Source organism: Rickettsia endosymbiont of Oedothorax gibbosus (assembly GCF_936269705.1).
In the GTDB taxonomy this organism is placed as follows: domain Bacteria; phylum Pseudomonadota; class Alphaproteobacteria; order Rickettsiales; family Rickettsiaceae; genus Tisiphia.
Genome location: NZ_OW370493.1, coordinates 691,408 through 706,203, shown reverse-complemented (window position 1 = coordinate 706,203; position 14,796 = coordinate 691,408). Strand labels below are relative to the sequence as shown.

Sequence of the window (14,796 nt, the reverse complement as noted above, 5' to 3'; positions counted from 1 at the left end):
ATTTTACAGCGATTCCAAATATGTCATAGAAGGAAGGTAAGTAAAAGGATATAGAATAAGTTTTTCGTAGAGGAATAGTTAAAAAAGTAGTCAAAGTTGGATAAATTATCTAAGATAATATCAATATTATATTGGTATCAAGCAGCAATTCCAAATATGACATTATGGATACATAGGGAAATTTTAGCATTGCGATCCACTCAACTTTAAGACGAATAATCTATTTTTCTGTTAAAGATTTGTATGTATTTTCTTGAATTCTATAAATATTTTTATACAAACTTATCATAATTCACGTTATTGTAATCAATTTGGTAAAAACCAACGGTTAGCAATAAATAAGTCTATTGCTCTAGAAAAAGCTTTTGATAGGTCGAATCTATATTGGCGGGACTCTGTAATCTCGTTTGCCAGCTAATATCTCCCATAACATTTCCATTGATTCAAAGAAAAAAAGGTCTACTAAACTTCTTATTCGTTCCCATAACGATCCTAATCTACCAAATTGCTCCCTCATTTCTTGAAATAATTTATCAACTAATTGGTGTATTTGATGAATAGTAAATGCTAACAAAGTAAATTGGAGTCAATCATTTAATTTGTGTAAGTTCATTTTTTATTTTCCAATAAATCATATTTAAAATCTCCACAAAGTATTTCAAATTGATTTAAAGCTAAAGACCAATCTTTAATAGGCATGGTCCATTTTTTGGCTGCATTTTGTAGGGATAAAAATATTATTTTTTGAATTGACTTATCATCTGGAAACACCCCCTTATTTTTGATAATTTTTCTAATTTGACGATTTACAGATTCTATAGTGTTAGTAGTATAAATTACCTTTCTGTTCTCTTCAGGAAAGGCAAAAAACGGTATTATCCCAGACCAATTACGTTGCCAAATATCAGAAATTACCGGATATTTTTTATCCCATTTTACACCAAATTGCTGAAGTTTTAAACGTGCCATTTCGTCATTATTAGCTGTATAAATTTGTTTTAGATCTGATGTGACCTCTTTTAAATCTTTATATGACACATACTTTACTGAATTGCGAACCATATGTACAATACATAATTGTACTATAGTACTCGGGAATACACTGCTTATAGCTTCTGGAAAGCCCTTTAAACCCCACACAAGCAACATAAATTTGTTCAATTCCTCGATTCTTTAACTCAGTAACTACTTGCATCCAAAATTTAGCACCTTCATTTTTGCCTATCCAAATGCCAAGTAACTCCTTTTTCCCTTCTATATTTACAGCAAGTGCTAAATATACTGCTTTATTTATTACTATGTGATTGTCTCTAGATTTTACATAGATACAGTCCAAGTATAATATTGGATACACCCTATCTAAACAACGATTTTGCCACCTAGTTACTTCTTCTATTACCCCATCTGTTATGGTGGATATCAAGTCACCAGATACATCAGTTTGATATATTTCTTCTAAATGCCCTCGGATCTCGCTGACTGTCATACCGCGACCATAAAGGGATATCACTTTCTCATCAAATCCATTAAATCTCCTCAGCCCTTTTGGTATTAATTGAGGATTATACTCTCCTTCCCGATCTCTTGGTACTTCTACTGTCAGCTTACGACCATCCCCATCAATTACTGTCTTCTCATAGCTACCATTACGACGATTATTATCTACTTTTGCCATCTTGCTATGTTTTGAATATCCTAATTCATGATCCAACTCACTTGCTAATATTTTCTCAACTATTTGCTTCTTTAGCTGTTGAAATAAACCATCTCGACCAAATAACTCCGATGGATCTGCTTTTGATAATAATTCTTCTACTAGCTGATTACTGATGTTTAATGTATCTTTATCTGTATCTAATTTTTTAGCCATAATTCCTCCTTGCTTGCTTAAGTTACTTTTTTTACAGTAATCTCTTACTGCTTTCTTTGCAACTTACACAAACTATAGGACAGACTCTAAAATTGTAGAAATTATAACATAGATTCTCAGAACCATGACCGTAATTATGTTCTATATTATAACCATGATTCTTTAAGCTATTAAAGCATTCGTTCTCTATTTTCCAACGTGCTCTTGCTCCGTCTATTATTGTTTTAGCATTATCTGAGGTGATTTCTAGATCAGTAATCCATTTACCATAATACTGACTTTTGTTACTACCATCTTTCTGCGGCACTAGCTCCCATGCCGCTATATAATTTGTTCTTACCTTAGTGCTAGTAAATAATTCAACATCATTAACCCATTCAATTATCAATTTGTTCCTTCTAAGGCTCAATGTCTCTATCTTTGATTTATCTACAGATTGAACATTATCCATTAATGTCTTATGATTATTGGGTTTTACTTTAAAAATATAATTAGCTTTATGATCACGAATTGTTTCTATCACTGGAGTTGTTGCATATAAGGCATCAGCATTGATTATTATCCCTAATTTATCATGATCCTTTCTAAATCTTGTCAAAAATCTCTTGAAAGCATTCGTCTCACAATCCTCTTTCTCATCACCATCTTGTACACGAATTTCCTCAGGCATTACTGGTATTACTTGTCGTAACCCAAATTTTACAATAGCCCCTTGTAATACTTGATGACAATGATATTGGTTATTTTTATGCCCTCTAATTAGGCAACGTTTACAACTCACTTTATCAGAGCTGTAATATTGTAAGGTGGTCCCCTTTGTCTAGACAAAAATTTAGATAAATAGAGATATAATTCACAAAAATTAAATTGTTGTTTTTATACAATATTTTTTTCAAAATATACACATTCTGGAGTTTTATAATCCAAAGCTTGATGCATCCTTTGTCTATTATAAAAGTCCATATATTCGTTAATTGCTGTCTTTGCCTCCTTTACTGTTGTTAAAATAATCCGATAAATTTTTTCCTGTTTTAATGATCGCCAAAAACGTTCAATAAAAATATTATCTAAGGCTCGTCCCTTACCATCCATACTAATCAAGATATTATGTAGCTTTAGCATACTAATAAAATTCTCCGAGGTAAATTGTACTCCTTGATCAGTATTAAATATTTTTGGCATACCATATTTTTCTATAGCGTCTTCAAGGGCTGTTACACAAAATTCACTTTCCAAACTAATGGAGATTCGCCAACTTAGAATATAACGACTATACCAGTCAATAATAGCTACTAAATATACGAACCCTTGGCTCAGTCTTATATACGTTATATCTGCACTCCAAACCTGGTTTGGCAATACTATTTCTAATCCTTTTAGTAAATAAGGATATATTTTATGCACTTGATTCCTCTTGCTTAAATTTATTTTAGGATAAACAGCTTCAAGACCCATTATCTTGTAGTAACGTCTAACAGCTTTACGACCTACCGAAAAACCTTGGGCTTGTAAATATTTAGCCATCCGCCGCATACCATAATATGGATGCATAGTATAGGTCTCATCAATTATTGCCATAATCTTGATATCTTGTTCACTAATACCAGTAGGTTGATAGTAATAGGTTGACCTGCTAATATCCAATAACTTACACTGTTGTACAATTGTTAACTTATTATGATTAGGCTCTATCATATTACACCTAACCTTTAATTCTAAACAATGCAGATTTTTTTTTGAGCCAGTCACACTCAACGCTTAACTGACCAATTTGCTCATATAGATTCTTGATTAACCCCTGCTGATTTGGATCAGCACTCTGTGTTTTATTCTTAAAACCTTGTACTAACAACTCAAGACCTTGTGTTTTCCAGTTACTGATCTGTGTTGCATGAACACCATACTTACTGGTTATCTGGGCTATTGTTAGCTCTCCCTTAATTGCTTCTATGACAATTTTGGCTTTCTCCTCAGCACTATATTGCCTTACTTGTTTTTTCATCTCTAGCTCTCCTTGTTTGCTAAAGAATTCTATCTCATTTTTCTTATTTTTCTGTCCAAAATATTGGAACCATTATATTATATCATAAGTAAAATAATAGGTCTAGATGTAAGTAAACAATGGCTTGATATATGTGTATATAATACAAGCGATAAACCTAAATATCATCGTTTTGCCAATGATGCAGCTGGTCATGAAGAGGTGATTAAATTAGCAAAAGAGCAAGAGATTAAGCTAATAATATGTGAACCCACTGGAGGATACGAAGCTGAGATTTGTCAAAAGCTGTATAATAATAAGCAACAAATACATAAGGTCAATACATATAGTTTTAATTCTTTTAGTAAATCGGTAAATTTGTGTAAAACTGATAGGAAGGATGCATTTAAATTAGCATATTATGGTGATAAGATGCAGCTTTCAGCGAATTATATATATCAAGTTGAATCAGAGAATTTGAAGAGATATAAGCAAAGACGAGAAGATTTAGTATTAATGCTTAGCAATGAAAAGAAAAGACTACATCATAGTATTGATGGTATTGATAAAGATAGTATAGAAAAACACATTAAATTCTTACAAAATGAAATAGCTGAGCTTGATAAGAAGTTAAACAAAACAATAGATGAGTCAGAAGAGTTAAAAGAGAAGGTAAAAATATTAGAGACTGTACCTGGTATTGGTAAATGTTTGGCTACAAAACTAATTAGTTTTGTACCTGAATTAGGGGATAAAAATTATAGTAGTAATGAATTGTCAGCAATTGTGGGGATAGCTCCGTACGCCCGTGATAGTGGTAATAAGCAAGGACGAAGATTTATTAGGGGAGGCAGAAAAATACCACGGGATGCTTTATACATGGCGGTATTAACTGGCAAAAATGGTTTTCAATATTTAAAAACTTTATACAATAGGCTTGTTAATAATTTTAAACCTAAGAAAGTTGCGATAGTTGCTTGTATGCGTAAGCTACTTGAAGTTTGCCATAAACTTATTCAACAAAAACGTTGTTTTATTATTTAGATAAATATTTTTTTGAAAATTTAGATAAAAGATAATTGCTATGCAAACATCCTCTCGTGGCTGTGCTACTTTTAGCATTCAAAATTTAAATACTATGTCAAATCTTGGAGCTAATAATTTGGAGCAATATTTGCTACCAATGTCTAGAAGGGAAAAATTTCACAACTCCATCCACGTTTTGTTAAAAGTGCTCAGAGCAGAAGAGCAATAAATGAAAATCTTTCTAACGAAGAGAATAAAACACCATAGTACCCTACAATTTTTGTAAAGATGGTATTAGGATAGAAAAAAGTTTTTGTTTGGGAGGTATTAATAATGTGGATATTAGCTGCGTTATGGCTGTTGTAGATTGATAAAAAGCATTTTTGATATGATCAAAGCCATAGGTAAATAATGAAAACAATTGTCTTTCAATGGTTTTGTACCGTTTTATTCGGATGGGATTTAAGGCATTTTGTATTATTCCATTTTTGACTATTAAAGCTGAAGCAATAGCAGTTATCACTAATAATTTTTCAAATCTATCCAATTTTACAATGTGACTTTTTTCAATATCAAAACCACCGCTTTTTAGGTGCAAAAATAGTCGTTCAACACTCCAACGAAATTTATATAAAGCAAAAATATCTTGCTCTATTTCAATTGAAGACACCAGAACCATCAGCTCGCTCTTATCATTTCTATATGCGGTAAAATTAACCTTTCTATTCCATAATATACCACTACAAGCCCTATACTCTAATACCAATTGCAATAATTAACGCAGTGGTGTAAAATGGGTTTTTAACTGATAAAGGTACTCAAATGGCTAGGTTAATATTACCACAAGGTTTTCATGGTCATGATTTTATAAAAATGATGAAACATGAGCCGCATGGTCGAAATCGTATACGTTTATTGGCGATGTATCACCTTCAATTAGGCAAATCTTTAAAAGCCATATCTGAAATAGTGAAGTCACACTGGAAAACTGTGCAATCATGGCTCAGAAGATTTAGGAATCATGGTTTTGAAGGATTATTTGAATCACAAAGAAGCGGTGCCCCTAGGAAGATTAACACTATACAAGAGTCTGCTCTTTTTGATAAAATCAATACGCTCAGTGAAAGTAAAACTGGTGGGTATATAACTGGAAAGGAGCTACATATCATGTTACTTAAGGAATATGGTGCTAAATGCGCTTTAAAAACAGTCTACAATACTATGCACCGCCTTGGTTTTAGCTGGATTACTTCTCGTTCAATGCATCCAAAGTCAAATCAAGAGACTCAAAATACATATAAAAAAACTTCCCAGACATGTTAACAAAATTATTACCAAAAAATATCGATAGATGTAAAGTTGATATATGGTCTCAGGATGAAACTCGAGTTGGGCAACAAGGTAGCTTAACTCGTATATGGGCTAAGCGTGGCACTAGACCCCGTAAAGTTCGGCAACAGCAATTCATTTCAACATATATTTATGGAGCTGCTTGCCATGATACAGGAGAAGCTTTTGCATTAATTTTACCATATGCAAACACACAGGCAATGAATAAATTCTTAGAAGAGCTTTCTCGCAGTATTCAAGGCAACCGACATATAGCTTTACTAACGGATAATGCAGGTTGGCACACAGCCAAAAAACTAACTGTGCCAAGCAATATCACTTTGATACCGCTTCCGCCCTATGCACCGGAACTTAATGCAATGGAACAAGTTTGGGAATGGATCAAAAATCATTTCTTGTCTAACCAATGTTATGGTGTATATGAAGATATCGTCACTATGGCTTGTTACGCTTGGAATCAATTTGCTCATAATGTAGATTTAGTAAAATCAATTATGTATAGAGACTGGATAAACACACCGTGTTAATTATTGCAATTGGTATCACAAGTTTTGGAAATTCCTTTCTATAACTTTGACATAGGCAGCATAACTCAATAACTAACCAGCTGAAGCTGGTAGGTTGAAGTTGCGACTAGAAGTCACGGATTTACTCTAAAGAGATATTCATTACATTATTAGGCTGATGTGCATCTGAATGATTGTTAATGTAGTTATTGATTATATCATCAGTGACATTACCACTGGTTGAGCTAAAGAAGCCCCTAGCCCAAAAGTGGCGTCCCCAGTAAGTTTTTCTAATTTCAGGAAATTCTTGCTGAATTTTATATGATGAACGTCCTTTAGCTGCTTTAACAAACTGACTAATGGATATATGAGGTGGAATTTCAGCCATAATATGGACATGATCGGCAGATAATATTCCATTGATGATTTTGATACCAAGATATTCTGCTACCTGAGCAATAATTTCTCTAATTCTAATCCTGAGGTTACCTGTGAGTACTTTGTATCGATACTTAGTAATCCAAACGATATGGAAGCGGTGGTAAAATACGGTGTGGCTAGACTTACTATAATCAGTCATATATATTATTCTCTATTCAGAGAATAATATATATGATAACATTAGTAAATTGAAATATTTTAGAACAAGGACTGAAGTCTTTTCCGGCTGAAGCCGGAGGTTTTAACCAAATTTTGGGACAATAAAAATCTTTAAAGGTACGGTAGTGACTCAAGTGAAACATTACTATAATAGTAATAATCTCTGAGAGTCCTATACTGCAAACTACTTTACGCTTACGGTTAGGATTTGGTAATATATATTTATTTTGCTCCGTATCAAAATGCTTGCAAAAATCATCAATTAAGCAGAAAATCTCCGTAAGAGGGATCATAATATATTCTCCAATTTTGTTGTTATTATTCGAGAACTTTATAATCCCTCCCTTCTTACTTTTCAAATATTCTTTCTAACAAACTGGTTTGAAAGAAGGTTTTATTTTTACCATAGCTCACCACCAACAGTTTGTTTATGTTATTACATAATGCTTAGCATTTTGTTTGGTGCTTACGTCAAACTCAGGTTAAATCAAGATTAAAATGTTTGGTTGGTATGGTAATTAGTTTGCTGACGGGCAGCTCAATTTATCAAAAAGGTTTAGCACTTGGTATTTTAGGTGATGCTAAAGCGACGTCAAAAACTCATAGAATTTATCGTTTTTTAAAAGATTTTAATTTTGATTATATGAAGGTTGGCTATTTGCTATTAAGCTTTTTTGCTTCAAAAAATTATGTCGTAGCAATGGATAGGACAAGTTGGAAATTTGGTAAATCCGATATTAATATTTTATTTTTAGTAATGGTAATTGGTAAAATATCGGTGCCAATATTCTGGAAGACTTTGTCGCATGGTGGCGGGTGTTCTGCAGAATTTATGAAGGAATTTTTACAGAAATTTATTAATAATTTTGGCGTTGAAAGAATAAAATATTTGCTTGCTGATAGAGAATTTATGAATAAAGAATGGTTAGACTTTCTGATAAATAACCATCTAAAGTTTGTTATTCCATTAAAAATGGATCATAAAATTCGTCTTACAAAAGGTTTAAGAACTTTAACCATTGAAAGAATATTTAGTGATGTTAAAGCCTTAGAGTATAGGGCTTGTAGTGGTATATTATGGAATAGAAAGGTTAATTTTACCGCATATAGAAATGATAAGAGCGAGCTGATGGTTCTGGTGTCTTCAATTGAAATAGAGCAAGATATTTTTGCTTTAGATAGTTTAAAAATATTTCTGATTGAATTCGCTCTTCACCCGTAGCGTCTTTAATTAATTCACTAGTACTTTTTAATGAGCCATAGTTTCTAAGATTATTATTCAAGAATTGGTTTGTACCTTTGAATTCTCCTCTGGTGATTTCTTTTTTTATGTTATGATTCACTTCTTGTGCTTTTTTCATCAGCATTGAAGCAATAATTGCTCCGTTAGTATAAGATGGGAAATAACCAAAGCTGCCCATTGGCCAATGTATATCTTGTAAGCATCCATCTGTATCTGTTTGTGGAGTAATTCCTAAATATTCTTGCATCTTATTATTCCAATAATGTGGCAAATCATCCAAAGTTAGCTCTCCGCTAATTAATAATTCTTCTAGTTCAAACCTAACTATTACATGCATTGGATAAGTAATTTCATCTGCTTCTACTCTAATAAAACTAGGGGATACTCTAGTCATTAATTTATAAAGATTTTCTCCAGAATATTCTTGTCCTTTGAATGCAAACTCATCCTTAAGTAACATTGATAGAAATTCACAAAATTCTCGTGATCTGCCTACTTGCATTTCCATAAATAAAGACTGACTTTCATGGACAGCCATACCCTTAGCCTTGCCTACAGGTTGGTTCTTATATTTGCTAGGCAAGTTCTGTTCATATAAAGCATGACCTGTTTCATGTATAATTCCCATGATCCCTGAAATAAAATTACGTTCATCATACCTATTAGTTAATCTAATATCATCAGGAGTGCCTTGACAAAATGGATGAGCCGATTCATCTAATCTACCTTTAGTGCAATCAAACCCCATTATTACCATAAGCCTTTTGGCAATTAGTTTTTGTTGTTCTTTATTAACAGTGTCAACTATAGGTAGGACATGTTCTTTGCTTTGTTTTTCTACTACCTGACTAATTAATTGCGGTATGGTTTTTTTGATATTATTAAAAACTACTTTAATTTCATCTAGTTTACGCTCAGGATCATATGTGTCAAGTAAAGCATCATATATTGTGCAATTTAGGGTTTTAGCTTTAGATTTCGCCATTTCTTGTACGGAATCTAATACTGCTTGTAGGTAAGGTTTAAGTGATAGGTAGTCATTATTCTTTTTAGCATTTCGCCAAATTAACTCAATGATAGGTAAGCCACTAGTTTGACTAGTGAGACCATCAAGGCTTGGCCTTTAGATTTAGTATAAAATAAAAAGTTATCATATATAACTTCTTTGGCTTGACGGTCAAAGGAGAAAATATATGACAACATACGAAAGTTTAAATCATTCTAAATGGGATTGCAAATATCATATTGTGTTTATTCCAAAGTGTCGTAAAAAAGAATTGTACGGGAAGGTTAGAAAATATCTTGGGAACGTATTCCATGAGTTAGCTTTTCAACGTGGGAGCAAGATCATAGAGGGGCATATGGTACAAGATCATGTGCATATGCTCATCAAGATTCCTCCTAAATATTCTGTAGCTGAAGTAATAGGCTATATCAAGGGGAAAAGTGCTATAGCCGTTGCTAGGCAGTTTGGTGGACGAAAACGTAATTTTAATGGAGAAAAGTTGTGGGCTAGAGGTTATGCGGTCTCAACTGTAGGATTTGAAGAGAATCAGATCAAACACTACATTAAGAATCAAGAGCAACTTGATAGTTTAGGCTCTGACGAATCAGGAGAATTTTAATTAACAATGGCAGCCCTTTGGGCTGCTCATAACCGTCAAGCCCCTCGCTTTGCGAGGGCGTTCTGACTCACATTTTGCACTAGCAGTAACATATTTTTTTCTTAAATCATCATTTATACAGTTAGATTCTACGATCCGTCTTTTTGTTTCTTGTAAATTTGCTAATTGCCAAATATCTAGCATATTTTGCTTTTCAGAAACAGCCTGTATTAATTCACCGAGTTTTGGTGATTTTAATCTAGAATGTGCTATGGAAGATAATAGTGATATTTCGTTTGTTCTACTATCAATCGATCCTTGCGAAATGTTTACTGCGATATCCCAATAAAGTAGACTAATCACGTTATTAATTTGAGAAATTTGCTCTAATTCTTGTTCTAACAATGCATAATGTTTCATATAATTATTCCCTAATTCAAAAATTATTTTAGCTATTTTTATAGTATACTAGTTTAGCGGAAATCACTATAATAAATACAAAAACTTGATTTTTTTACATATATAACTAACCCGACTAACATTACTTTCAATTCACAGCGTCATTGCGAGAAAGACCCCTAGGTAGACGAAGCAATCCAAATGGATTGCCACGACTACTACGTGGTCTCGCAATGACAGATAACGTCATTGCGAGGAGTGCGGAAACCGCACGACGAAGCAATCCACAAAAGTAACCAAAATGGATTGCTTCGTCGCTACTAAAGTAGCTCCTCGCAATGACGCTGTGAATTGAAAGTAATGTTAATCGGGTTAACTACAATTATCCAAATTCCGGATAATTAATTATAACAAATTTATGTTATTATAAATTGACCATTATGAAAAACACATATTACATTACTACACCGATTTATTATGTCAATGATATACCTCACATAGGGCATGCTTATACAAGTGTTGCATCTGATGTAATAGCAAGATTTATGCGTTTATCAGGTAAAGATGTGATGTTTTTAACAGGTACTGATGAACATGGTCAGAAGGTAGAAAAATCGGCTATTGCCAAAAATGTTGAGCCGCAAATATTTACTGATACGCTGTCTGAAACTTTTCGGACATTAATGCATTCAATGAACATTTCTAATAACGATTTTATTAGAACCACAGAAGCTAGGCATAAGCAAGCGGTAAGTAGTTTGTGGCAGACATTACTTGATAATGGTGATATTTACCTAGGTAGCTACAAAGGTTGGTATTCTGTACGTGATGAAACATTTTATAATGAATCAGAATTAACAGCCGACGGATTAGCTCCAACTCAAGCTCCTGTTGAATGGCTTGAAGAACCAAGTTACTTTTTTTCTTTATCAAAATGGCAAGATAAATTATTGGATTTTTACGATGCCAATCCTGATTTCATCAGACCAAATACCAGGCGTAACGAGGTTATTAGCTTTGTGAAATCAGGGCTGCATGATTTTTCTATATCGCGTTCTAGTTTTAACTGGGGGATTAAAGTACCCAATGATAAACAGCATATAATATATGTATGGCTTGATGCGTTAACAAACTATATTTCAGCTTTAGGATACCCAAATGATACAAGCCAATATAATAAATTTTGGCCAGCTGATGTGCATGTGGTTGGTAAAGATATATTACGCTTTCATGCAGCATACTGGCCAGCATTTTTGATGGCAGCAGGGTTGCCGTTGCCAAAATGTATTATGGCACATGGATGGTGGCTTAATGAGGGGCAAAAAATATCGAAATCTATAGGAAATGTAATTGACCCACTGCAGTTAATAAAAGAATTTGGTTTAGATCCAGTTAGATATTATTTGATGAGAGAGATAATATTTGGTTCAGATGGAAGTTATTCTCGAAGTGGTTTTGTTAATAGAACCAATAGTGAGTTATCTAATAAAATTGGTAATTTGTTGCAAAGAACTCTAGCCTTTGTTTATAAGAATAATGATGCAAAAATTCCGTTAATTAGCCAAGAATCTATCAATAGCATTTATGAATCATTTTTAATTAAAACGTCACAACAAATTATATCAGAAAATTTAATATTTATGGATAGATTTGATATGAATTCGGTGTTAGAAAATATTATTACTTTAACTGAAGAAGCAAATATTTACATAGATCGAGAAGCCCCTTGGCAGTTAAAAAAAACTGATCCTATAAAGATGGCGGAGGTGCTATATACGCTACTTGAAACACTAAGATATATTGCTGTAATGTTACAGCCATTTATCCCTGATTCAGCTAGTAAAATGCTTGATCAGCTTGCTGTGCCAGAGAGCCAGAGAATGTTTAAACATTTAACCAAGGAGTTTAGTTTAACTCCAGGCAGCATCATTAGTCAGCCAGAAGCTATATTTCCAAGATTTCAGGTATAGTCAATTAAGGAGAATATCTGCTTCGGTGCGGGATATTAGCACCAATGGCATTCGGTTAAGCTGTTACCCCTCTTAAATTAAGAACTAACCTTATTAATTTTAGGTTATAGAGAAGCGAGTCCTTACATATTGGATCATATTTTTTAATAAAGCAAGCAATAATAGCACCCATTTTTAGGAACTAAGCACAATAACTCATGACCTCCAAACTGGATTTTCTTAACCGAATGCCATTGATATTAGCACAACCCCAACTTCAGTGTTGTTGTGCCAAAAAATGGCTGACAGAAGAGGAAATGATAAAATTTCCAGGCACAACAAATTATTTATTTCCTGACTTCGGAAAATAGTTAAAGATAAGTGTATAGAAAAAGCAGGAGAAAAAAGGTTTTGTTAATTAGAGGGCGTTTGTTGTGCCTCCATATATTTTTATTATTGACATACAATATTTTAGTAGATATACTAACCAACAATTAGTTTTAAATATGCTACTGATATGTTCGTTAGAGTCAAAAAATCTGCTACCCGTAATGTTAACGCTGTTCAACTAGTAGAAGGGATACGCGATCCCATAACTAATAAAGTAAAACAACGGGTTGTTCGACATATTGGTAGTGCATCAGACCAAGAAGAAATAACTAAACTAATAGAGCTTGCTGAATTCATTAAGGTTGAAATCGCTAGTAGCACTCAACCTAACCTGAATATTGCATGAAAGAATAGAGACAAAACCCTTGTAATACTATATAATATCAGTGTTAAAAGAAGATTACATAGAGGGTTTTGCCATGACAAATTGTACAGGATTAATTTACCAATCGAAAGTAAAAAATCGTCAAATAGAAATAAATTTCACAGGAGGTAATATTAGTAGCGATGGAGGTGTATTATTGCTAAGAGAAGCAGATAAAAGACTTGGTCTAACTAATGAACTGGCTAAGATTTTTCCTGATAAGCGAGATTCTGATAAAATTACTCATACTATTTTAACAATGCTCAAACAGTGTATTTATGGTATTGCTCTTGGTTATGAAGATTTAAATGATCACGATAATTTAAGAAAATGTCCAGCTTTGCAAACAAGTATAGACACACTGGACGATATGGCTAGTAGCTCTACTTTATGCCGTAAATAATGTAAAATATATAGTCGGAATAGCCCAAAATACTAGACTCAACAAGCTGCTTGAGCCATTGATGCAACAATCTAACGAAGCCTTCACAATTAGCAAAGAGAAGCAACGCTTTTTTAGTGAATTTAAATATAAAGCTGATAGCTGGAGTCGTCATCGTAAGATAGTTGGTAAATCAGAAGTAACTAGCCTTGGTGAGAATCCAAGATATATAGTAACTAATTTAGCAGGTAAGCCAGAAGATTTATATGATAAAAATTACTGTGCACGTGGAGATATGGAAAATCGTATAAAAGAGCAACAGTTAGAGCTATTTGCCGATCGCACTTCATGCCATAAATGGTGGGCTAATCAACTCAGACTAATTTTGTCAAGCCTTGCCTATACATTAGTAGAATATATACGTGATAAGTTTTTACAAGGTACTGAATTAGCTAAAGCCTTGGTAGGAACGGTGCGTTTAAAATTGTTCAAAATTGGAGCAGTAATTATTAGAAATACTAGGAGCATTAAATTCTTGTTGTCTTCATCTTATCCTTACCAACATATATGGGATAGTGTTATGAAAAAATTAGCTATAGAATAAGCTAATATACGTCAGTTCGGGATAAGATATAGATGAAATAGTAATAGATAAAAGGATTGTCAAAAAGGAGTGCCTGCAGTATTTATATTTTTAAACAAAAAAACAAACTACAGGCATGAAAAAAGATATCACAGAATTATATAGTTTTATAGATGATTTTTGTAAAATTTATTTGGAGTATGAACAGAGAAAGTTATTACCATCAAATAAGCAAAGAAATCGCTGTTGTAGCATGAGTCTAAGTGAAATGTTAACAATAATAATTATGTTTCATACATCCTATGCTAAGAATTTTAAATTTTTCTATAAAAGTTATATAGAGTGCATGCATAAGGATGATTTTCCCAAAGCCTTGAGTTATAATAGATTTGTTGAATTAATGGCACGATTATTCATACCGCTAAATATGTTGATTCATTTGTTGTTTGGTGAGGAAACAGGTATTTATTTTATTGTCCCAAAATTTGGTTAAAACCTCCGGCTTCAGCCGGAAAAGACTTCAGTCCTTGTTCTAAAATATTTCAATTT

15 protein-coding genes and 5 pseudogenes are annotated in these 14,796 nt (G+C 33.0%); 10 read left to right on the top strand and 10 right to left on the bottom strand.

Annotation, left to right across the window (positions count from 1 at the left end; translation table 11 throughout):
* Positions 1-379 precede the first annotated feature (379 nt).
* The 5 genes and pseudogenes from NBW66_RS03890 to NBW66_RS03870 form a co-directional block, all read right to left on the bottom strand.
* Positions 380-574 carry a hypothetical protein gene (locus tag NBW66_RS03890; RefSeq protein ID WP_250311797.1) on the bottom strand — a complete coding sequence of 65 codons (195 nt, stop codon included), beginning with the start codon at positions 572-574 and terminating at the stop codon, positions 380-382.
* 35 nt (positions 575-609) lie between these two features.
* A pseudogene (locus NBW66_RS03885) lies at positions 610-1,870 on the bottom strand (IS256 family transposase).
* A gap of 31 nt (positions 1,871-1,901) precedes the next feature.
* Positions 1,902-2,651, bottom strand: coding sequence for a transposase (locus NBW66_RS03880; protein ID WP_250311796.1), 750 nt, complete (start codon positions 2,649-2,651; stop codon positions 1,902-1,904).
* A 95-nt stretch (positions 2,652-2,746) separates the two neighbouring features.
* Complete coding sequence (locus tag NBW66_RS03875) at positions 2,747-3,565, bottom strand: IS3 family transposase (RefSeq protein ID WP_250310686.1); 819 nt, start codon at positions 3,563-3,565, stop codon at positions 2,747-2,749.
* A 7-nt stretch (positions 3,566-3,572) separates the two neighbouring features.
* Entirely contained in the window at positions 3,573-3,872 is a 300-nt protein-coding gene (locus NBW66_RS03870; RefSeq protein ID WP_250311260.1) for a transposase, read from the bottom strand.
* A gap of 63 nt (positions 3,873-3,935) precedes the next feature.
* On the opposite strand from NBW66_RS03870, the gene NBW66_RS03865 reads away from it, so the two are divergent.
* Positions 3,936-4,895: an IS110 family RNA-guided transposase gene (locus NBW66_RS03865; RefSeq protein WP_250311795.1), complete on the top strand. Its 960-nt coding sequence runs from the start codon at positions 3,936-3,938 to the stop codon at positions 4,893-4,895.
* 253 nt (positions 4,896-5,148) lie between these two features.
* On the opposite strand, the gene NBW66_RS03860 is transcribed toward NBW66_RS03865, so the two are convergent.
* Positions 5,149-5,649, bottom strand: a complete 501-nt coding sequence (locus tag NBW66_RS03860) for a transposase (RefSeq protein WP_250311794.1) — start codon at positions 5,647-5,649, stop codon at positions 5,149-5,151.
* Positions 5,650-5,699: 50 nt separating this feature from the next.
* Between NBW66_RS03860 and NBW66_RS03855 the strand changes: the two genes are divergently transcribed.
* Together NBW66_RS03855 and NBW66_RS03850 are read left to right on the top strand one after the other, a co-directional pair.
* Positions 5,700-6,200, top strand: a complete 501-nt coding sequence (locus NBW66_RS03855; protein ID WP_250311793.1) for a helix-turn-helix domain-containing protein — start codon at positions 5,700-5,702, stop codon at positions 6,198-6,200.
* A complete protein-coding gene (locus NBW66_RS03850; RefSeq protein ID WP_250310543.1) occupies positions 6,194-6,754 on the top strand; it encodes an IS630 family transposase in 561 nt (186 codons plus the stop codon). Before NBW66_RS03855 ends, NBW66_RS03850 begins: the two co-directional genes overlap by 7 nt.
* Before the next feature lie 121 nt (positions 6,755-6,875).
* On the opposite strand, the gene tnpA (NBW66_RS03845) is transcribed toward NBW66_RS03850, so the two are convergent.
* Both tnpA (NBW66_RS03845) and NBW66_RS15225 read right to left on the bottom strand, forming a co-directional pair.
* Positions 6,876-7,313 (bottom strand): IS200/IS605 family transposase, encoded by a 438-nt coding sequence (gene tnpA, locus NBW66_RS03845; protein WP_250310592.1) that lies wholly within the window; start codon positions 7,311-7,313, stop codon positions 6,876-6,878.
* Positions 7,314-7,434: 121 nt separating this feature from the next.
* Positions 7,435-7,626 (bottom strand): annotated as a pseudogene (locus tag NBW66_RS15225) (IS982 family transposase); the annotation flags it as partial.
* Positions 7,627-7,844: 218 nt separating this feature from the next.
* On the opposite strand from NBW66_RS15225, the gene NBW66_RS03835 reads away from it, so the two are divergent.
* Positions 7,845-8,555: a transposase gene (locus NBW66_RS03835; protein ID WP_348539310.1), complete on the top strand. Its 711-nt coding sequence runs from the start codon at positions 7,845-7,847 to the stop codon at positions 8,553-8,555.
* On the opposite strand, the pseudogene NBW66_RS03830 reads toward NBW66_RS03835, so the two are convergent.
* Positions 8,494-9,645, bottom strand: a pseudogene (locus NBW66_RS03830) (carboxypeptidase M32); the annotation flags it as partial. The gene NBW66_RS03835 and the pseudogene NBW66_RS03830 sit on opposite strands and share 62 nt — an antisense overlap.
* A 124-nt stretch (positions 9,646-9,769) precedes the next feature.
* On the opposite strand from NBW66_RS03830, the gene tnpA (NBW66_RS03825) reads away from it, so the two are divergent.
* Entirely contained in the window at positions 9,770-10,201 is a 432-nt protein-coding gene (tnpA, locus tag NBW66_RS03825) for an IS200/IS605 family transposase (RefSeq protein WP_250310729.1), read from the top strand.
* Here the strand turns inward: tnpA (NBW66_RS03825) and NBW66_RS03820 are convergent, their stop codons facing one another.
* Positions 10,202-10,600, bottom strand: a complete 399-nt coding sequence (locus tag NBW66_RS03820; RefSeq protein WP_250311791.1) for a gluzincin family metallopeptidase — start codon at positions 10,598-10,600, stop codon at positions 10,202-10,204.
* Between the two features lie 419 nt (positions 10,601-11,019).
* Here NBW66_RS03820 and metG point away from each other — a divergent pair, with 419 nt between their 5' ends.
* The 5 genes and pseudogenes from metG to NBW66_RS03800 form a co-directional block, all read left to right on the top strand.
* Positions 11,020-12,549 carry a methionine--tRNA ligase gene (metG, locus tag NBW66_RS03815; protein ID WP_250311790.1) on the top strand — a complete coding sequence of 510 codons (1,530 nt, stop codon included), beginning with the start codon at positions 11,020-11,022 and terminating at the stop codon, positions 12,547-12,549.
* A 496-nt stretch (positions 12,550-13,045) separates the two neighbouring features.
* Positions 13,046-13,252, top strand: a pseudogene (locus NBW66_RS03810) (IS1634 family transposase); the annotation flags it as partial.
* A gap of 52 nt (positions 13,253-13,304) precedes the next feature.
* Positions 13,305-13,685, top strand: coding sequence for a transposase (locus NBW66_RS14900; RefSeq protein WP_410525813.1), 381 nt, complete (start codon positions 13,305-13,307; stop codon positions 13,683-13,685).
* Entirely contained in the window at positions 13,651-14,268 is a 618-nt protein-coding gene (locus tag NBW66_RS03805; protein WP_410525850.1) for a transposase, read from the top strand. Before NBW66_RS14900 ends, NBW66_RS03805 begins: the two co-directional genes overlap by 35 nt.
* Before the next feature lie 115 nt (positions 14,269-14,383).
* Positions 14,384-14,722, top strand: a pseudogene (locus NBW66_RS03800) (IS982 family transposase); the annotation flags it as partial.
* Positions 14,723-14,796: the final 74 nt, after the last annotated feature.